Origin of the sequence: Methylobacterium sp. WL116, assembly GCF_008039455.1 — a bacterium.
Taxonomy (GTDB): Bacteria; Pseudomonadota; Alphaproteobacteria; order Rhizobiales; family Beijerinckiaceae; genus Methylobacterium.
Genome location: NZ_VRUV01000034.1, coordinates 1 through 18,940 on the forward strand (window position 1 = coordinate 1; position 18,940 = coordinate 18,940).

At 66.0% G+C, this 18,940-nt stretch carries 12 protein-coding genes and 5 pseudogenes; 10 read left to right on the plus strand and 7 right to left on the minus strand.

Annotation, left to right across the window (positions count from 1 at the left end):
* From FV223_RS30125 to FV223_RS05260, 3 genes are all read left to right on the plus strand, one after another.
* The coding region (locus FV223_RS30125) for a hypothetical protein (protein ID WP_210247497.1) at positions 1–996 on the plus strand (996 nt) is incomplete at its 5' end.
* A 9-nt stretch (positions 997–1,005) separates the two neighbouring features.
* Positions 1,006–1,773: a glycosyltransferase family A protein gene (locus tag FV223_RS05255; RefSeq protein ID WP_147725815.1), complete on the plus strand. Its 768-nt coding sequence runs from the start codon at positions 1,006–1,008 to the stop codon at positions 1,771–1,773.
* 57 nt (positions 1,774–1,830) lie between these two features.
* Positions 1,831–2,631, plus strand: a complete 801-nt coding sequence (locus FV223_RS05260) for a hypothetical protein (protein ID WP_147725816.1) — start codon at positions 1,831–1,833, stop codon at positions 2,629–2,631.
* Between the two features lie 7 nt (positions 2,632–2,638).
* Here the strand turns inward: FV223_RS05260 and FV223_RS05265 are convergent, their stop codons facing one another.
* Positions 2,639–3,472 carry a class I SAM-dependent methyltransferase gene (locus FV223_RS05265; RefSeq protein ID WP_147725817.1) on the minus strand — a complete coding sequence of 278 codons (834 nt, stop codon included), beginning with the start codon at positions 3,470–3,472 and terminating at the stop codon, positions 2,639–2,641.
* Positions 3,473–3,590: 118 nt separating this feature from the next.
* Here FV223_RS05265 and FV223_RS05270 point away from each other — a divergent pair, with 118 nt between their 5' ends.
* The gene (locus FV223_RS05270) at positions 3,591–4,442 is read left to right on the plus strand and encodes a hypothetical protein (RefSeq protein WP_147725818.1); all 852 of its coding nucleotides are present in this window, start codon (positions 3,591–3,593) and stop codon (positions 4,440–4,442) included.
* A gap of 225 nt (positions 4,443–4,667) precedes the next feature.
* Here FV223_RS05270 and FV223_RS05275 read toward each other — a convergent pair whose 3' ends face one another.
* Both FV223_RS05275 and FV223_RS05280 read right to left on the minus strand, forming a co-directional pair.
* The gene (locus FV223_RS05275) at positions 4,668–5,936 is read right to left on the minus strand and encodes a calcium-binding protein (RefSeq protein WP_147725819.1); all 1,269 of its coding nucleotides are present in this window, start codon (positions 5,934–5,936) and stop codon (positions 4,668–4,670) included.
* A gap of 312 nt (positions 5,937–6,248) precedes the next feature.
* Positions 6,249–7,484: a glycosyltransferase gene (locus FV223_RS05280; protein WP_147725820.1), complete on the minus strand. Its 1,236-nt coding sequence runs from the start codon at positions 7,482–7,484 to the stop codon at positions 6,249–6,251.
* A 266-nt stretch (positions 7,485–7,750) separates the two neighbouring features.
* Between FV223_RS05280 and FV223_RS05285 the strand changes: the two genes are divergently transcribed.
* Both FV223_RS05285 and FV223_RS05290 read left to right on the plus strand, forming a co-directional pair.
* A complete protein-coding gene (locus tag FV223_RS05285; protein ID WP_147725821.1) occupies positions 7,751–9,973 on the plus strand; it encodes a type I secretion system permease/ATPase in 2,223 nt (740 codons plus the stop codon).
* Positions 9,970–11,487 carry an HlyD family type I secretion periplasmic adaptor subunit gene (locus FV223_RS05290; RefSeq protein ID WP_147725822.1) on the plus strand — a complete coding sequence of 506 codons (1,518 nt, stop codon included), beginning with the start codon at positions 9,970–9,972 and terminating at the stop codon, positions 11,485–11,487. The genes FV223_RS05285 and FV223_RS05290 overlap by 4 nt, the downstream gene beginning before the upstream one ends.
* 344 nt (positions 11,488–11,831) lie before the next feature.
* Here FV223_RS05290 and FV223_RS05295 read toward each other — a convergent pair whose 3' ends face one another.
* Entirely contained in the window at positions 11,832–12,146 is a 315-nt protein-coding gene (locus FV223_RS05295) for a hypothetical protein (protein ID WP_147725823.1), read from the minus strand.
* Positions 12,147–12,319: 173 nt separating this feature from the next.
* On the opposite strand from FV223_RS05295, the gene FV223_RS05300 reads away from it, so the two are divergent.
* A complete protein-coding gene (locus FV223_RS05300; RefSeq protein WP_147725824.1) occupies positions 12,320–13,078 on the plus strand; it encodes a sulfotransferase in 759 nt (252 codons plus the stop codon).
* Entirely contained in the window at positions 13,075–14,760 is a 1,686-nt protein-coding gene (locus FV223_RS05305; RefSeq protein WP_147725825.1) for a glycosyltransferase family 4 protein, read from the plus strand. The genes FV223_RS05300 and FV223_RS05305 overlap by 4 nt, the downstream gene beginning before the upstream one ends.
* A 39-nt stretch (positions 14,761–14,799) precedes the next feature.
* On the opposite strand, the pseudogene FV223_RS05310 reads toward FV223_RS05305, so the two are convergent.
* Positions 14,800–14,926 (minus strand): annotated as a pseudogene (locus tag FV223_RS05310) (IS5/IS1182 family transposase); the annotation flags it as partial.
* 96 nt (positions 14,927–15,022) lie between these two features.
* On the opposite strand from FV223_RS05310, the pseudogene FV223_RS05315 reads away from it, so the two are divergent.
* Both FV223_RS05315 and FV223_RS05320 read left to right on the plus strand, forming a co-directional pair.
* Positions 15,023–15,895: pseudogene (locus tag FV223_RS05315) on the plus strand (IS481 family transposase); the annotation flags it as partial.
* Positions 15,882–16,805, plus strand: a pseudogene (locus FV223_RS05320) (IS1380 family transposase); the annotation flags it as partial. The pseudogenes FV223_RS05315 and FV223_RS05320, both read left to right, overlap by 14 nt.
* 445 nt (positions 16,806–17,250) lie before the next feature.
* Here the strand turns inward: FV223_RS05320 and FV223_RS05325 are convergent.
* Positions 17,251–17,568: pseudogene (locus FV223_RS05325) on the minus strand (IS481 family transposase); the annotation flags it as partial.
* A gap of 357 nt (positions 17,569–17,925) precedes the next feature.
* Positions 17,926–18,813 (minus strand): annotated as a pseudogene (locus FV223_RS05330) (HlyD family type I secretion periplasmic adaptor subunit); the annotation flags it as partial.
* Positions 18,814–18,940 lie beyond the last annotated feature (127 nt).

Here is an 18,940-nt window from a genome sequence, read left to right on the forward strand (position 1 = left end):
CTCCTCGCCCGGGCGCAGGGGCTCTTCGTCAGCGTGCTCGTCAGCCACGCCGCGTCGGCCGCGAGCGTGGCGCTCGGCGAACGCATCGTCGAGGCCCTGACCCTTCTCAACGCCCGACCCGAGCTGAGGCGGTGGGTAGACGGTTCGTGGATACCGCCTGGGATCCGGATCTTCGTCGCACCGGCGGAGTTCCGCATCGCAGAGGCCGGGCAGCATGGACCCGACTCGTCCCTCCTAATGGCGAGCTTCGTCGCAGACGGCGGTACGGCGCTGAGCGGCGAGGTTTCAGCGCGCCTCGGCCCCCTTCTGCTGGCGCAGGGCGTGATCGGCTCCGATCCCGGGTTAACGGCGCTCGCGGCGGGGGCGGGCATCCCGCATCTGCTCTGGCTGCCGTCCGAGCCGACGCCGGAGGAAGGCGAGGTGCCGCAGCACCCGCTCGTCGCCGGGCTTTCGCGGCAGGCGAGGCGTCCGCTGCCGAGGCACGACCTGTGGGCGGACCGCCCGATCGACCTCGTGTTCGCCGGCGAGGAGAGCCTCAGCCGCGGCGAGTTTCTCGGCCGCAACGCCGACCTCCTGTCCGAACTCGAATGTGCGATCGTCTACCGCCGCGGGCTGTGGACGCTGCCCGGCGAGGAGGTGCTTGATTCGGCCGCGGCCGCCCATCTCGGGCGCCGCGCCAAGATCGTGCTGAACCTCCACCGCGATGAGATCGGCTTCCTCGATCCGCGCGCCTCGATCCTGCACGGCATCGCCTGCGGCGCACTGGTGCTCAGCCTGCCCTGCCTGCCGCACCCGGTGCTTCGCCCCGGAATTGACTACCTCGAGGACAGCGCGAAGCGCCTTCCCAAGCTGATCCGCTGGCTGCTGCACACCCCCGAGGGTCAGATCCGGGCGGAGCGGGTCCGGCAGGAGGCGCGCGTCCGGCTCGGCCGGTGCGGTTCGAAGCGCCGGATGGGCCTCGCCCTGCTTCGGCTCCTCCTTTCCCCGCCACGATGAGCCTCGCCCGTGTTCCCGATCGATCACATGATCCTGTTCGAATCCGAACAGCCCGAACCTGCGGCCCCGGCCGAAACCTTGGTCAGCGTGGCGGTCAGCCTGTACAACTATGCCGGGTACGTGGAGGAATGCCTCCGGTCCGTCGCGGGCCAGACCCACGTGCGCCTCGAACTCATCGTCGTCGACGACGGATCGTGCGATGCCTCGGCGGATGTGGCGGCCTCGTGGCTCGAACGCCACGGGGCGCGGTTCGCCCGCGCGCTCTTGGTCCGGCACATGGAGAACCAAGGTCTCTCCCAGGCGCGCAACACCGCGTTCGAGCGCGCGCGCGCCGACTACGTTCTGGTGCTCGATGCGGACAATGCGCTCTACCCCCGCGCGGTCGCGCGCCTGCTGGAGACGCTGGAGGACAGCGACGCCGGGGCGGCCTTCAGCCAGATGGTGCTCTTCGGCGAGACGGTGCAGCCGGGCTACGCCGACACCTGGGTTCCCGAGCGTCTCAAGCCGGCCAACTACGTGGACGCGATGGCCCTGGTCCGGAAGTCCGCCTGGGCGCGGCTCGGCGGGTACGCTCATCTCGACCTCGGCTGGGAGGACTACGACTTCTGGTGCCGGTTCGCCGAGGAGGGGATCGCGGCGATCTACGTGCCCGAAATGCTGTGCCGGTACAGGGTGCATCCCGCGTCGATGCTGAGAACCAACACCGACCCCCACCACATGCGCATTCTCCAGCAGATGATGGCCCGTCATCCCTGGCTGAAGCTCACCTCGCGTTGATCTGAGCGCGACAAGGTGGCGCCGCGCGCGAACGGGTTCCTACCACAAGGCCGAGCAATGGACCTGAACACAAGCGTCGCCGCGCGCATCCGAACCATGACGGAGGAGAGCGACTTCGAATCCGCGGCCGGACTTAACCGGGCGCTGAGGCTCCTGGCGATCTGGCGCTCGAAGCTCATCGAACGCGAGATCATCGCGCGCCACGGCCCGGTCGTCCTGAACGGCCCGTTCGCCGGGATGCGCTTCCGAAGCGAGGCGGCCGAGGGCTGCCTCGCCGCCAAGCTTCTGGGCTGCTACGAGGCCCAGTTGCACCCCTTCCTGCTCGAAGCGGCCGCCGCGTCGTACGACGACATCGTCGATATCGGGTGCGCCGAGGGCTACTACGCCGTCGGCCTCGCGCGGCTGGCGCGGGGGGGGCGCATCCACGCCTACGACACCAACCCGGGCGCGCAGGCCGCCTGCCGCGATCTCGCCGAGCTCAACGCGGTCGCGGACCGGGTCGCGGTCGGCGGCGTCTTCCATGGAGACGATTTCGCCCGCTTCGCCGACGGCCGCACGCTGGTCATCATCGACATCGAAGGCGCGGAGGACGCGCTCCTGCGTCCGGACCTCCACTCGGCCCTGGCCCGCATGAGCGTGCTCGTGGAGTGCCACGACGTGTTCCGGCCGGGCCTGTGCGAGGCGCTCGCGGCCCGCTTCCGCGCCACCCACGCGGTCCGCCGGATCGATCAGGTGCTGACGCCGCCCACCCTGCCGAGCTGGTTCGAGCGCACGACCCATCTCGATCAGGTGCTGGCGATGTGGGAGTGGCGCTCAGGGCCGACGCCGTGGCTGGTCATGACCCCGCAGGGCCAGTGAGGCGGGATCAGGCGGAGTCCGGCCAGCGGCACGCGTCGAGGCGGCCGGCGATCGCGTTGTAGGGCCGCACGATCCGGCCCGGCCGGGCGACAATGGTCGCGCGGTCGATCCGGGTGTTGAGCGGCACGGGCGACAGGCACTCGTAGACCGAGCTGAAGCCGAGATCCGTCAGGCAGTTGGCCAGCCCATGGCGGGTGAACCAGAAGCTTCTGGGATTGTCGAGCGAGGCGCCGAGCCGGGCCAGCCGCACGTCGGCGGGATCGCCCTCCTCGTGCTCGTGGTAGACGCAACCGCCGTAGCGGCGCCCCTCGAACACCATGCTCGTGTCCGGCGCCATCGTCACGCGCGCGTCGATGATCAGCAGATCCGTGCAGGCGGCCCGGATGTTGCGCAGGAAGTGGAACACGTCCGGTGCGTCGAGGTGGTAGAGGATGCCCGAGCAGAGCACGACGTCGAAGCGGCCGTAGCGCTCCGCGGTGAAGTTGCGCACGTCGTCCTCGACAAAGCGCAGGGTGTCGAGACCCCAGGCCTGCCGGGCGAACTCGGCCTTGGCGACGTTGGCCGCCCGGCCCTCGATGCCGAGGACCTGTGCGCCGTGCTGGGCGAACTCGATCGCGTAGAGCCCCTCACCCGAGGCGAGGTCAACGATGCGCAGGTCCCGCAGCGGGCGCCCAAGCACGTCCGCGATGATCTGCAGGAACTTGAGGGTGCGGTGATTGTCGCCGCGTGGCTCCGCGTCGATCGTGAACAGGCCGTGCGGCAGCGCCACGTTGGCCGAGCCCCACGGCCCGTGCTCAGCGGTGACGGCTGCGAGCCCCGCCTCGATCTCCGCTACGTCCATGGCCTGCTCCCTCGCGCTTGCCCTGCCCCGCCCGTGTTATAGCCGGCCCCGACCCGCCGTCGACCGCCCCGGCGGGCTGGGACGACGACATGCGGGCGGATGAGCGAGGGTGTGTCGTATGCGGGTCATGGTGGCTATTCCGCACTTCTATCAGGCGACGGGCGACACTTCCCACGCCTACAGCGACGGCCGCGACCCGGAGAGCCGGCGTGCGGCGATCCGCTCGGTGTTCACGGCCTGGCGCTTCGCCTTTGCGGGACACCAGGCCGTGCTTAACATCGCCGGGCGCGCCTACGAGCGCATCCCGTCGCGGGTCTCGGAGTTCGCCCTCGTCGCGATCACCACGGGGGGGCACCACCTGCTCGATCCGGACTTCTGCCGGACCTGCGGCATCACCCATGTCGAGATCGCGCTCGACGACGCGCGGATGATGGGCTTCCACGCCCACACACTGTTCGCCGAGTACGCGCGCCGGTTCGACCTGTTCGTGTACAGCGAGGACGACCTGCTGCCGCGCGATGCTGGGTTCCTCGACAAGCAGCTCTGGTTCACTGAGACCTTCGGGCAGGGGCGCGTGCTGCTGCCCAACCGCTACGAGTGGAACCTGCAGGGGCCGGCGGCGAAGACCTTCATCGATGGCGACCTGATCCCGCAGTTGACCGACCCGTGGTTCACGCGCCGGCCGGACGAGCGCTTCCTCCAAGCCCGGGTGCTCGGGCGGCGGGTGTCGTTCGAGCGCACACGCAACCCGCATTCGGGCTTCCACGCGCTGACGCAGGAGCAGCTGCGCCATTGGATGAGCATGCCGCACTGGGGCGACCGGGACGTGTCTTTCGTCTCGCCGCTGGAGAGCACCGCCGCGCTGACTCTGCTCAAGACGTTCACAGTCTACAAGAGCTACGGCGCGGGAATGGAATTCTGCGAGGTGGAACACCTCGACAAGCGCTACTCGGCGCTTGGGCGGAGCTAAGCGACGACCTGCAACGACACTCTGCAGCATTGCTCTTGACGCATTTGTAGATCTCAAAGCCTTTTTTGTATCGGTACGAAAGATCCTGCTCCGACCATTTGCTCAAACCTCAGCATGCGATCGCTTTCGGCCGGATAGAAAAAATGCCGCCCCGAAGGGCGGCATTCTAAATCACATGCCTCGAAACAAAGGCATCCAATCGTTGTATTACGCTATTATGCGAGATTAGCCAGCGGCCGGCGCCGGCGTCGTGCCAAGAATATCGGTGGCTGAGAAGCTATCCAGTGAGTTGAGACCGGTGAGCGTGATCGCAGTGTCAGTGCCGGAGAACAGGTAACCGTCGGTGTTGCCGGCGACAAAGAGATACTGACCGTCCTGAAGGTTGCCAGCCGCCTTCTGGGCTTCCGTGAATCCGCCGTTGACCTTCGCCTCCGTGTAGTTGGTGCTCTGAGATGCCGTGGCACCCCCGATATCCACGAAGTCCGTGCCCGACACGAAGTCGGTGATAGTCAGGGTCGAGTTGTTGTCGCCGACCGTTGTACCGGTGACGGTGAAGATGTCTGAGCCGGCACCACCGCTTAGAGCCGACATGTTGTTGCTGTTGGTGATGCTGTCGTTGCCGTCGCCGCCCAGGATTGTTGCGCGAACTGCCCCAGCGGTAATGGTGTCGTTGCCGAGATCACCGGAGATGTAGGCGTTGTCACCAGCGGCAGTGGCGGTGATGGTGTCGCTGCCCTGACCACCGAACACCGTGGCTGACGTTGCGCCGCCGTCGACGGTGATGGTGTCGTTGCCCAGATTGCCGAACAGGATGCTGGAGTCACCCGAAATGGTGAGCTGGTCGGAGCCCTGACCGCCGAAGACGCTGGAGCCGTCGCCGCTGGCGGCGATGGTGTCATCACCATCGTTGCCGAACAAGAGAGCCTGTGTTGCACCTCCGGTCGTGGTGATGGTGTCGCGGCCCTGGCCGCCGAACACCGAGGCGAGGCTGCCGGCAACGCCGGTGATGCTGTCGTCACCGATGTCGCCGGAGATGTAGGCGCGGCTGCCGGCGCCGCCGGTGATCGCATCGTCGCCCTGGCCGCCGAACACGGTCGCGCCGTCGCCGAAGCCAGTCAGGTTGATGGTGTCGACCCCCATATTGCCGAAGATCAGGGCGGTAGAGCCGCTGCTGGCGGTGATGGTGTCGTCGTCCTGGCCGCCGAACACGGTAAGGTTGGCGCCGCCGGCATTCAGAAGAATGGTGTCCCCCCCCTGACCGCCAAACAGCATCGAGTTGCTGCTGAAGCCGGAGATGTTGTCGACACCCAGACCGCCCATGACGGTCGCGTTGGTGTAGCCGGCCGGGGTGGCGGTCGCAGAAGAGATGGTGTCGCCACCTGCCAGCCCATCAATGTAGACGTTGCTGCCGCGGCCGGTCAGCGTGATCGTGTCGCCGCCAGTCGTGCCGGATACGGTCTGGTCGCTGACGTTGTTGAGCGTGATATTAGCCATCTTTGCCTCGTCCTCTGAAGGAAGCGCGCCCTATCTCGAACGCGGAAATGCCACACGCATCCGCCCCAATCAACCGACTTCGGAGCAAAATCATATTTCCGAGAGACCGGACCATCAGGATGGCATCCGGCGTCTCAGATATCCCGAAACAGCAATGCTTGCTAGAGGAAAATGCGCTTCGTTCTTTTCCAGTTAAAATTGATAACTGCTTAAGTGGCAGGGAGATAACACGCCTCGGCGCTTCGCGGGCTTCACAGGATACGGCGAGTGGTTTCGGAGCAACACTCTACGCCGCTTTGTCGCAACGCGCACTCACACGCTCGGTGAAAGGCCGGCAGCTACCTCCCGCATCAAGCGCAGGTGCCGAGGGAGGCAAACGCGTCGGAGGTCAAACGTCTCGGCGCCGAGCCGGGCGGCGGCGCGCATCGCGTGGTGGGAGGCGGGATCGGCGAGGACGGCCACGACCGCATCAGCGATGTCCTGCGGCGAGAAGAAGTCCACGAGCCGTCCGTTCTCCCCGTCGCGGATCACCTCCTGCACCGGCGCCGTCGCCGAACCGACGATCGCGCACCCCGCCGCCATCGCCTCGATGAGCGACCAGGACAGCACGAAGGGGTAGGTCAGGTAGACGTGGGCGGCGGAGACCTGGAGGAGGTTGAGGTAGGCCGGATAGGGGATGTTTCCGACGAAGTGGACGCGGCTCATGTCCAAGCGATCTCGGACTTCGCTGAGGTAGATCTCACGATAGTTGCGGTCGCCCTCCGGCTTGGCGCCGTAGCTCTGGGCGTTGCCCCCGACGAGGACGGCACGCGCACTGGGACGCCGTTGCAGGATCTCCGGCAGCGCCCGCATGAAGCTGTGATAGCCGCGGTAGGGCTCGAGGTTCCGGTTGACGAAGGTCACAACCTCGTCGCTGGGCCGCAACGTGATACCGTCGCGCCCGAGGGTCACCTGCGCCTTTGGGTTCGGCCGGACCCGGTCGGTGTCGATGCCGTCGTGGATGATGCTGAGGCGGTCCTGGTAAGCCGGCGGCACCTGCGCGCCTTGCCAGCGCGTCGGCGAGACCAGCCAGTCGGAATCGGCGTAGGCGAGATAGTTGTGCGCGTTCTTCACCCGGATCTTGAAGCGCGCCGCATCGTCCCGGAGGGGAAACTCCGGGTCGAAGCCGACGTCGGCCCCCTCGGCGCGGTAGTTGAACTCGACGAAGCTGAGGATCTTCGCGTCGGGCCAGACATCCTTGAGTAACAGGGTCTCGCCCCAGCCGGGATGGCCGCAAATGAGATCGGGCGTGAACCCCTCCGCCCTGAGGGCGAGCGCGGCGTTGGCGGCGCTCTCGGCGCGAATCACCTTCGACTCGAACTCCCCAGCTAAGGGATGGATGCCGGGTGTCGAGACCTGCCGGAGCGCATGGCGGACGTAACGCACGCCGGGAAGATACGCCGCCTTGCCGAGGCCGAGCGCGACGACCTCCCAGCCCTCCCGCGCGGCCGCGGGAGCGAGGTGTTCGTACTGGCCGGGAAAGTTCTGGTGGACGAAGAGAACGCGCATGCCCGCGCATCGCGGGGGATAACGCCGAATTCATGGCACCGCCGGGTCGGCCGCCCGCGCATGTCAAAGCTGCCTTGCGCCCAATCAAGATCAGGCGGGCGGTCTGGATGAACCGGGGCATCCTCCTGCCGCAATTGCGCGACATGGCGTGCGGCGCTTCCGGTTCGCGGCAGAACCCCGACACGCCATCCCCCTTTCGCGTGGGATTGCCGTATGTTGGGGATGCGGCCCTTGGGTCGTAGGACGCGCCATTGAAGGGAACGTGCATGTCGGCAGGGTCCGGGGCGGCGGGAACGATCGACCAAGCGCCCGTGCAACCGGGCGTCGCCGAGCCGGCGGCGCGGGGTCCCCATCCGGATTCGGGCCTGAGCGCGCTCGCCCTGGTGGCCTCATTCCACCAAGTGCAATGCGAGCAGGCGCAGGTCCGCCACGAACTCGGGATCGGCGGCGCGCCCGCCACCGAAGTCGACATCACCCGCGGCGCGCGCAAGCTCGGCCTGAAGTCGCGCCTGCTCACCAAGCAGAAGCCCGAGCGGCTCGATACGATCCCGCTGCCCACGATCATCGGCTACAAGGACGGCAGCTACCGCCTGCTCGGTCGCCGCTTCGAGGACGGCAAGCTGCGCGTCATCGAGGCGGCCTCGCGCAACGCCGAGCAGCTCGATCGGGCGGAGGTGCTGGAACACTGGAACGGCACAATCATCCTGGTCGCGCGCCGGGCCAGCGTCGAGACGCTGATCCACAAGTTCGGGCTGACGTGGTTCGTTCCGTCGATCGTGCGCTACCGGCGCCCGCTGATCACGGTGATCGTCGCGTCGCTGTTTATCCAGATCTGCGCCCTAATCACCCCGGTCTTCTTCCAGATCACCATCGACAAGGTGCTCGGGCACAAGGGCTACTCGACCCTCACCCTCGTGGTGATCGGGCTCGTGGTCCTGGGCTTGTTCAACTGCGTGCTGCAGTATCTCAGAACGTATATCCTCACCCACACGACCAGCCGGATCGACGTGGAACTCGGTGCGCGCCTCTTCGAGCACCTGCTGCGCCTGCCGCTGGGCTACTTCGAGACGCGGGCCGCGGGCCAGACCGTCGCCCGCGTGCGCGAGCTGGAACAGATCCGGGGCTTCCTCACGGGTCAGGCCCTGATGGCGGCGATCGACATCCCGTTCACGCTGCTGTTTCTCGCGATCATGTACATGTACTCTACCATGCTTGGGCTGATCGTGTCTCTATCGATCCCTTGCTACATCGTCGTGGCGGTGTTGCTGCGGCCTATCCTGCGCGAGAAGACGCTGGAAAAGTTCAACCGCTCGGCGCTCTCGAACCAATTCCTGATCGAGTCGGTGATCGGTATCCAGACCGTCAAGGCGATGGCGGTGGAGCCGATCTTGCGGGTTCAGTGGGAAGACCGGCTCGCCGGCTACGTGAAGACCTCGTTCGTCACGGGCATGATCGGCAGCCTGGGTCAGAACCTGATCCAGTACATCAACCAACTGACGACCGCTCTGGTGCTGTTCTTCGGCGCGTACGCGGTCATGTCGGGCGACCTTACGGTGGGAGGTCTGGTGGCCTTCAACATGATCATGGGGCAGGTGACGGGGCCGATCCTGCGCTTGAGCCAGCTCTGGCAGGACTTCCAACAGGTGAAGGTTTCGATCGAGCGCCTGGGCGACGTGCTGAACCATCCGCCGGAGGCGCGCGCGCTGACGCACGCGCACCTGCCGCCGGCCAAGGGCCAGCTCGGGGTGCGGGGCGTCGTGTTCCGTTACCAGCCCGGGCTGCCGGAGGTGCTGAAGGACGTGTCGATCGAGATCCCGGCCGGGCAGGTGGTCGGCATCGTCGGGCCGTCCGGCTCCGGCAAATCGACGTTCACCAAGCTGTTGCAGCGGCTGTACGTTCCGGAAAAGGGGCAGGTGCTCGTCGACGGCATCGACATCGCGCAGGTCGACCCGACCTGGCTGCGGCGCCAGATCGGCGTGGTCCTCCAGGAGAACCTGCTCTTCAACAAGACGGTGCATGAGAACATTGCGCTGGCCAACCCCAGCATGTCGCGGGCACAGGTCATCCAGGTGGCGCGGCTCGCCGGCGCCGACGAGTTCGTCAACCGCCTCCCACGCGGCTACGACACGCCGATCGAGGAGCGGGGCTCGAACCTATCGGGCGGCCAGCGCCAGCGTCTCGCAATCGCGCGGGCCCTGGCCACCAACCCGCGCATCCTCATCCTTGATGAAGCGACCTCCGCGCTCGATTACGAGAGCGAACGGATCATCCAGGAGAACATGAAGCACATCGTTCAGGGGCGCACCGTGGTGATCATCGCCCACCGCCTCGCGGCGGTGCGCGGCTGCGACCGCATCATTGCGATGCAGGATGGCCGTATCGTCGAGGACGGCTCCCACGCGGATCTACTTGCCCATCCGACGAGCCTTTACGGCCGCCTGTGGCGGCTGCAATCCAGTCACGGCTCCGGTCAGGAGGTGGCGGCATGAGCACGAAACCCGACAGCGCCCCACCGGCCCTTCCATCCACCACTCTGCCTGTGCCGGCGCGCCCGCGCGCGCTCTCGGCGAAGGTTCTTCGCGAGCGCGTGCGTGCCATCGCCTCGAGCCGCGAGGATCAGGAATTCCTTCCCGCGCATCTCGAGATCCTCGACACGCCGCCGTCGCCCCTCGCGATGGTGTTCACCTGGACGCTCTGCCTGATGTTCGGGTGCGCGCTCCTGTGGAGCACCCTCGCGAGTCTCGACATCCACGCAATTGCCTCGGCGCGCATTCAGCCGAGCGGTCGCTCCAAGGTGATCCAGCCTTTCGAGACCAGCAGAGTGCAGGTCATCCACGTCCACAACGGCGATACCGTCAAGGCGGGCATGCCCCTGATCGAGCTGGACGCGACCGAGGCCAAGGCGGAGCTGACCGCGACGGAGGACACGCTCGCGTCGTACGAGGCTCAGATCGCCCGCCGCCGCGCCTCCATCACGGCGATCAAGGAGAACCTGAGAACCATCGAGCCGGAGTTCCCGGCCACCGTATCCGCGTCGATACGGACCCGCGAGAATGCCGCGATGACCGCCGAGCTCAGCCAGTACTTCGCGACGCGGGCCGCTCTCAGCGCCCAAACGGCCGAGAAGGAGGCGACCCGGCAGCGCTTCACCGCCAGCGCGGCCGCTCGGGAGCGCCTCAAGGCCGTTCTGAGCGAGCGGGCGACGATGCGCGAGACGCTGGTGGCGCGCTCGTCCGGCACGCGGGCCGCCGTGATTGATGCCCTGCAGCAGGTCGAGCAGGTTGCGGCGGACCTCGCCTACGACCAGGGCCAGATCGTCGAGGCTCAGGCCGCTGAGAAGTCCCTGGAGCGGCGCATCGAGCAACTCACGGATGAAACGCTCGCGAAGCAGGCGCAGGCCCTGACGGAGGCTTCTCAGAAGGCGGACACGGCGCGACAGGATGCGGTAAGGGCGCGCGTGCGCTGGAGCCGGACGCAACTGCGCGCGCCGATCGACGGCACTGTTCAGCAACTCGCCGTCACCACGATCGGTCAGGTCGTCACCGCCGGGCAGCCGCTGCTAGTCGTCGTCCCCTCCAGCGGCCCCATCGAGATCGAGGCGCTGGTGCTCAACCAGGATATCGGCTTCGTCTTGCTCGGCCAGGACGCGGTGGTGAAGATCGACTCCTTCCCGTTCACCCGTTACGGTACCGTTGAGGGGAAAGTCATCCGCATCTCCCGCGATGCCATCGACGATCGTGATGCGAGCGGTTCCACCGACGTGCTTTCGCTGACGCGCGGTCAGAACATCGGCGCGGTGACGGGGACGCCTCGTACCCAGAACCTCGTGTTCCCGGTCACGATCGAGGTCGAGAAGAACAACATCGTCGCCGACGGCAAGCCAGTCGTACTGTCCCCCGGCATGACCGCCACCGTCGAAATCCGCACGGGCAATCGGCGGGTCATCGACTACGTGCTCTCACCGATCACGGAAACAACCTCGACCGCGGGTCACGAGCGTTGAGCGAGCCGTTCCCGGCAAATCTCCTTCGACGGTACGAACGTGCGCCCAAGGCAGCGGTCGGTTCTGCGAGCAACGGGAGCTCTGCTGGGAAGGGCCTCAGTCCTAAGTCGGTCGCTTGACGCTCGTGACACCAGCTCCCGCGTGCTCGCGCACGCCGGTGAATGGGCAACCGCGGTGATCGACCTTCATTGACGTGGCGCAACAGTAGATTGGACCTAAGGATCGAGACAAGCGAGATCAGCGCGGAACGAAGCGGTACGCGCGTGGGGGCCCATTCGCCGCGCTGCGGCAGGTAGGCGTGTTACTCTCGCTGCGTCCAGTAGAACCGCCGATCCACCACCGCTTCAATCCAGCAGGTCGTCCCTGACCAGCCAATCGGGATCGAGGCTGAGATCGGCCACGGTCGCGTCCTGCGCGGGGTCGTCACCGCGAACGAGCAGGGTGGTTTCCTTTCGATCGACATCCCGCAACCCCTCCGCCAAGAGCTGGAGGTAACTCGCGGCGGCAGCCGGACCGAAGCTCGCGGCCAATCGGGCTTGGGCAACCTCCGCCATGGTCTCAACAAGAGGCTGCTCTGGCGTGCCGCGATCAAGGGCGGCCTCGAGGGTAACGCGCCAAGCCTGCGTAAGCTGTTGGCGCAGAGCGTGTGTATCGTCCAAAATCCGGCCTCTGATTTGACGGCGGCGGCATTCAGCGCCTACCGAACAATCGAGTCAAACGCAGCGCCGAGGGCGCCGTGCGCTGGGGAATAAACCGGAAGCCCGGGTGGAGCCGTGCGCACGCGACCGCGAGTCCTGCTCATGGATGCAGAGCGATCGAAAGGACTTGCGGTATGGCAACGCTTGACAAGATTGGTTTTTTGATTGGGGGAGTGCAGAAGGGCGGCACCACGGCCCTGTTCGCATACTTGCAAGCGCATCCGAGTTTGGAGATGGCACCTTGCAAAGAGGTGCACTTCTTCGATGACGAGAACAACGTGGACTGGCATCAGCCCGACTACGAGAGGTACCACGCCGCTTTCGGGCCGCCATCGAGCAAGACCAGAGGCGAGGCGACACCGATCTACCTTTACTGGCCGAACTGCTTGGAGCGCATCCGCGCCTACAATCCGTACATGCGGCTCGTGTTCCTCTTCCGGGATCCGATCTCACGCGCGTATTCGCATTGGAAGATGGAAACGACTCGAGGTTTCGAGGATAAGCCGTTCGCGTGGGCTATTCGAGACGGTCGCGCTCGCGTTACCGATCCTCAGGCGCTAGGTCATCATCGTGTGTACAGCTTCGTCGAGCGCGGTTTCTACGCCGCTCAATTAAAGCGGGTATACGAAATCTTTCCTCGCGAGAACGTCCTTCTGCTCGACTCGAACGACTTGCACAATAACCCGGAGGAGACGCTTGCGCGGGTGTGCACGCACGTTGGCGTCGAGCCCTTCGAAGTTCGGGAACCGCTTCGTGCAAACGTCGGACCTGGATCGGACATCATTCCTGACCTGACGCCTGAGGATCGCACCCACCTGCGTGCGATCTATTGGGAGGACATGGCTGCCTTCACCACTCTGTCAGGCATTACCTTCGAGGACTTCGCACAGTGAGCGCGTCGCTTGCCCTCTACGTGCCCTCTGCCTCGTTCGAGACGGTCAAGAACCCATTTGGAAAGGATACGGCCAATCTCGGCCTGTTCCAGGCGCTGGCGCTGCACGGCGGGTTTGATGACGTCTTCGTTCTCTCGCCGCAGCCGCCGTCCGAAGCCGACCTCGCGCGCGGCCTCCTGCGCGGAGGCACGTCCCCGACGCGGCTGCACGGAGGCAGCCTTTACGACCTCCAGCCGGCCGTTCAGGCCGGCAGCCTCCTGCGCGGAAAGGCAGATCTCGCCGATCTTGCCTGGTTGCGCCGAGCAGTCAGCGACCGCGCCTACAGTTTGATCGGCCTCGTTCACACGATCGCCCCCCCGGCCATCCGGGAGCACATCGCTGGATCGAGTCTGGCTCCGATCCAGCCGTGGGACGCCCTCATTTGCACGTCACCGGCCGTCCGGGATTCTCTGACCGGCATGTTCGACGCCTGGGGGGATTACCTCGCCGACCGGTTCGGGGGGCAGGGGCGCCCGAGGCCGCAGCTCCCGCTCGTTCCGCTCGGCGTCGACGCCCCTGCGCTCGCAACTCAAGCCGACCGCGGCGATCGGCGCGCAGCGCTGAGGGACCGGCTCGGGCTCGGCCCCGACGACGTTCTCGTTCTCTGGCTCGGGCGCCTGTCCTTCTTCGAGAAGGCCTTCCCGCAACCGATGTTTCGCGCTGTGGAGGAGGCTTGCGCGCTGTCGGGCAAGCGCCTCTGCTTCGCGATGGGCGGCTGGTTTCCGAACGGGGAGTTGGGCCGCTCGCTGTACGAGGAGGCGGCGCGCGCCTACTGCCCGTCGGTGCCGCTGTTCATCCTCGAAGGCAACGACCGGGACGAGATCGAGAGGATGTGGGCCGGCGCGGACATCTTCCTGTCGCTCGTCGACAACATCCAGGAAACGTTCGGCCTCACGCCGCTCGAGGCGATGGCGGCCGGGTTGCCCGTCGTCGCGAGCGACTGGGACGGCTACCGCTTCACCATGCAGGACGGCAAGGAAGCCTTCCTCGTTCGAACGCTCGGCGCCCCTCCGGGCGACGCGGGGCGCTCGATGAGTGCGAGTCACGTGCTCGGCCTCGAGTCGTATCAGGCCTATGTCGGGACCGTCGCGCAGCACACGGCGGTGGACGTCGGTCAGGCGGCGGTCGCGCTCGCTCGCCTCGCGCAAGATCCGGACCTGCGGCGGCGAATGGGTCGCGCCGGGCAGGAGCGCGTGCGAACGCAGTTCGACTGGCCCGTCGTCGCCGCGCAGATCCGGGGGCTCGTCGAGGACCTGGGCCGAGAGCGGGCGACTGCACTCGCTTACGGAACCAGGGCGGGCGTGACGTCAAATCCCGTGAAGGGCGATCCGTTCGCGGACTTCGCGGGCTTCGCGACCGCCGTTCTCTCGCCATCCACGCGCATTGGGCTGAGGCCCGGTGTGACGGAGCAGCAGGCTCGGACGGAGCTGCAGCGATGCGCCAGCGTCCGCCTGGACGGCTTCGCCGATCACTGGCGCATCAACCCTGCCGAGTGTCGGGCCGTGCTTGACCACCTCGCCGCGAACGGCGCGCAGGCGTTCTCTGAGATCCAATCCCGCGTTCCGCCAGCGAGGCGCGAAGCTGTTGCGCTCACCCTCGTGTGGATGTGCAAACTCGGAATCCTGGCTTGGGACGTACCGTGATAGTTTGGAATAGAAACTAGATCATTCACCAAGAGCATGTCATGCACCATTAGTAAGTTGAGCGACGCGGCTGCGCATGAGGCAGACGAAGGCGATCATGTGCAGTCCTGCGAGCGTGGTGGCGTAGCGTTCGTAATCTTTGACCAGCCGCCGGCTGTCTGGTTGCGGAACGTTGTTGGGATGTGGTGCGTTGGATGATCAAAGCCCATGCGTGGCGGTTTGAGGGCGTGCGCCGCCGTGCCACCACCTTGAGGGCCCGCTGATGCTGGCCATTCACCCCAACGCCTGCACCACTTCGGTCGTGCGCGCCGAGATCGCCCGCTCCTCCGAAGGCTCCAGCGTTCTGGCCCGGCGCTACGGTGTTTCCGCCGAGACCATCCGCAAATGGCGCAAGCGCGGCCCCAATGCCTGCCTGGATCGCTCGGCTCGACCGCATAAGCTGCCCTGGCGCGCCAGCGATGAGGAGCGCGCCATCGTGTGCGCGCTCCGCCGCAGCACCGGCTTTCCCCTCGACGCGCTGACCTTCGTCGTCAGCCATTTCCTGCCGCACCTGAACCGGGACGCCGTCTATCGCATTCTCAAGGCGGAGGGTCTCAACCGGCTGCCGCCCTCCGAGCAGGCCCGTAAGCCGCATGGCACATTCAAGGACTACGAGGTCGGCTTCATCCATATCGACGTGAAGCACCTGCCCAAGCTGCGCGATCGTGACGGCTTTACCCGCAAGCGCTACCTCTACGTCGCCATCGACCGCGCCTCCCGCTACGTCCATCTCACCGTCAAGGATAACGAGACCTCCGCCTCGGCCGTCGCCTTCCTTACGGACGCCCTCGACGCCTTCCCCTTCCGGGTCACCCACGTGCTCACCGACCGCGGCTCCTGCTTCACCGCCGATGCCTTCGAGGCCGCCTGCACGCGGCACGGCGTGCAACACCGCAAGTCGCGCTCCTACACGCCGAAGACCAACGGCATGGTCGAGCGCTTCAACGGCCGGATGCAGCGGGAGGTGTTGGGCATCATGATCTACAGCCACCGCGACCTGGAGGTCGTGCTGCGCGGCTTCAACGCGGCCTACAATGGCCGGCGGCAACGCGTGCTGAACGGGCTGTCACCCGAGATGGTCCTGCGCCAGCTACGTCGCACCGCCAGCCGCGGTCACCCTGGACATCGACGACACCTACGACGTGGTGCATGGCCAGCAGCAACTCTCGCTGTTCAACACCCACCACGACGAAGGCTGCTTTCTGCCGATCCACTTCTATGATACCGCCACCAGCCGTCCCGTCGCGATGATCCTCCGGCCGGGCAAGACGCCCTCGGGTCGCAAGGTCCGGGGCCATCTGCGCTGGCTCGTCCGGGCGATCTGCCGTCACTGGCCGACGACCGCGATCACCATTCGCGGCGACGGCCACTACGGGCGGCCCGAAGCGATGGACTGGTGCGAGGACAACAGCGTCACCTACGTCTTCGGCTTGACCGGCACGAAGGCGCTCGCGGCCAAGGTCAAGCCGACCGCCGACCACATCCGAGTGGTGCGGGCCATCGGTGACAAGGATGCGGTGCGCGGCTTTGCCGAAACCACTCACGCCGCTAAGTCCTGGCGGCAAAAGTGACGTGTCGCCGCCCGCATCGAGGTCACCCGCCTCGGCCTCGACATCCACTACGTGGTCACGAACATTGCCACCGGCACGGCGGCATGGCTCCACCCCGAACTCTACTGCGTCCGTGGCTAGGCCGAGAACCTGATCAAGCTGCACAAGGGCCAGCTCGCCTCTGACCGCACCTCCTGCCGGCACCCGGCCGCCAACCAGATGCGGCCCGTCTTGCACACCGCAGCCTACTGGCTGATGCTCACCGTGCGAGACGCCATCTCGGCAGCCCATCGCCTCGCCAGGGCCAAGTTCTCGACGATCCGCCTCCGGCTGCTCAAGCTCGGCGCTCGGATCCGCGAGACCGCTGCCCGCGTCCGCCTCGCCTTCGCCGCCGCCTGTCCCGAGGCTGACCTGCTACGCCACCTTGCGACCGTGCTCGTCCCAGCCCCGACTTGAATGGCGGGGCCGAGACGCCCCAACGAACCCGCTCCTATCCCTCAAACACCGACGCAACGTTCCCAATCCATACGCGTCACGGTGGACGCGCGATCTCGCGCGCCGTCAGCCCAAAACACGGCGTCAGCCAAGCCCCGATGAATAAACCAGGCTAGTTGCAAGCCACGCCCTACTTGCCACCTGCGGCGGCTCCCGGAACCCGCGGGGGGGGGTGCCGCCTGACGGTGACGGTCGCTGCCGCACTATACGGAGGCCTGCCGCCCCTTCTCTGCCGAGGGCCATCCAGACGGGCCGGCCTCAAGGCACGCTGCGCTCTCCAGCCTTGACCTCGTCCCGTCCACCCGGCGGTTTGGCTGCCAGCGGGGCAAAGCCCCAGACTGCCGCATAAGCAGCCCTGTCGGAGTTGCGATTTTACGATAATGTGTATTTCTGCTTCAGCAGTGTGCAGGCAACGATGCAGCGACGAGCGGGTCAGGTGCGGGATCGTCGCCTGGAGCGCGTAGAGGCAGTCATCGAGCGGCAGGAGCGTGTGACGCCGAAAAGCGACGATGACCGCCTCGTCTTCCAGCGACAGCACCGTCGAACGCGGATCCTTCGGCCCCGTGCGCCGGTCGGCGACCGAGGTCCGTTTCTTCCACTTGGCGACCGTCTTCTAGTTGATCCCGTAGCGCTTCGAGAGCGTCCTCAGGCTCGCTTGACTATGCTGGATCGCTCGACGGATCACCTCCGTCGTCGTGGCGCTGCCGTGAAGAACCTGGCCCATAGCGCGTCCCTCCACTCCGACGTGAAAAGTGCACCATCAAACCCAGGGATCAAACATCTAGCGTAGGCCGAAGAATAGGCTGGTTCGACGTCGGTCTCAGATTTGGTTAATCTTTTAAAGTCCGAAGCAGATCCCGAGCCGTAGGTTCTGCTCGCGCACGGTCCAAGTGCTGATAATTCCAAGACAATTGTAATGCCAAGCACATGCCTTTGAAGCTGCAGAGTATCCTCGAATTCAACGCATGAGTCCTAAATATCGGAAATCCAACTGTTTTCCGACGAGACGCTTATTCGCTAATATCGGCTTTTGGAACTACACATACGTGGCTTGCCCTCTGTTTTTTGGAGGGTACTTGTCTCACTTCTCACGCCAGGCTTTGGCGATCTGGTCGGTAAGGGGTTTGACGAGGTAGGAGAGCACCAAGCGATCGCCGAGCTGGAGGAAGCCCTTGACCGGCATGCCGGGCATCAGGCGCGCCCCGCCGAGGCGGGTCAGCTGATCCTCGGGCACCTTGATGCGCACCGTGTAGAAGCTCGCGCCGGTCTTAGGATCGGTGGTCACATCCGCGGAGACCCGGCTGACTACGCCGTCGATCTCAGGCGTCGTGCGCTGGTTGAAGGCGGCAAAGCGCAGAACGGCGTGCTGATCGAGCCGCACGCTGTCGATGTCCTGCGGCTGGATATGCGCCTCGACCGCGAGCTGGTCGGACGAGGGCACGATCAGCATGGCCGGCTCGTTGGGTGTGACCAGCCCGCCGATCGTGTGGACCGTCATCTGGTGCACGGTGCCGTCCTGGGGCGCGCGCAGGTCGACCCGCTTGAGCTGGTCTTCCGCCGCCACCCGCTTCTCGACAAGTTCCGACCACTTGCCGCGGATCTCGGCGAGATCCTTGCCGGTCTCGGTGCGCATGTCCTGGTCGATCTGCAGGATCTGCAGCTCGGTTTCCGCGATCTTGCCCTTGGCTGAGGCGGTGGAGGCGATGAGCTAGCCGCGCTCCCCCTCGAGCCGGGCTGCGTCGCGCTCCAGCGCGGTGACGCGCGAGAGCGGCACCAGGTTCTTGGCGTAGAGCTGGCGCACCCCGGTCAGCTCGGATCCGATCAGGGCGATCTCGCGCTCTTTGGCGGCCGCCTGCTGGGTCAGACCGCTGATCTCCTGGCCGAGCTGGGCGACCCGCTCGCGCAGCTGCGCCTTCTGGCCCTCGCGCCCCTTGACCCGGGAAGCAAACAGCCGGCTCTCGCCGTCGACTGTCCGTCGTCAGATGATTTGGGACATTCAGCGGTGTTCAGGAGCGGAGGCTCTGGTCCATCTGGGGTAAGAGGTTAGGCAGCCTGCGCGTGGTGGCGCAAGCGGCGATCCATCAGGGTCTGGCGCT

Excerpts from the sequence above, each read along its gene's own strand:
- FV223_RS05300 (WP_147725824.1), top strand. The coding sequence starts at position 12,320 with ATGGCAACGCTTGACAAGATTGGTTTTTTGATTGGGGGAGTGCAGAAG.
- FV223_RS05280 (WP_147725820.1), bottom strand. The coding sequence starts at position 7,484 with ATGCGCGTTCTCTTCGTCCACCAGAACTTTCCCGGCCAGTACGAACAC.
- FV223_RS05290 (WP_147725822.1), top strand. The coding sequence starts at position 9,970 with ATGAGCACGAAACCCGACAGCGCCCCACCGGCCCTTCCATCCACCACT.
- FV223_RS05285 (WP_147725821.1), top strand. The coding sequence starts at position 7,751 with ATGTCGGCAGGGTCCGGGGCGGCGGGAACGATCGACCAAGCGCCCGTG.
- FV223_RS05265 (WP_147725817.1), bottom strand. The coding sequence starts at position 3,472 with ATGGACGTAGCGGAGATCGAGGCGGGGCTCGCAGCCGTCACCGCTGAG.
- FV223_RS05270 (WP_147725818.1), top strand. The coding sequence starts at position 3,591 with ATGCGGGTCATGGTGGCTATTCCGCACTTCTATCAGGCGACGGGCGAC.
- FV223_RS05275 (WP_147725819.1), bottom strand. The coding sequence starts at position 5,936 with ATGGCTAATATCACGCTCAACAACGTCAGCGACCAGACCGTATCCGGC.
- FV223_RS05260 (WP_147725816.1), top strand. The coding sequence starts at position 1,831 with ATGGACCTGAACACAAGCGTCGCCGCGCGCATCCGAACCATGACGGAG.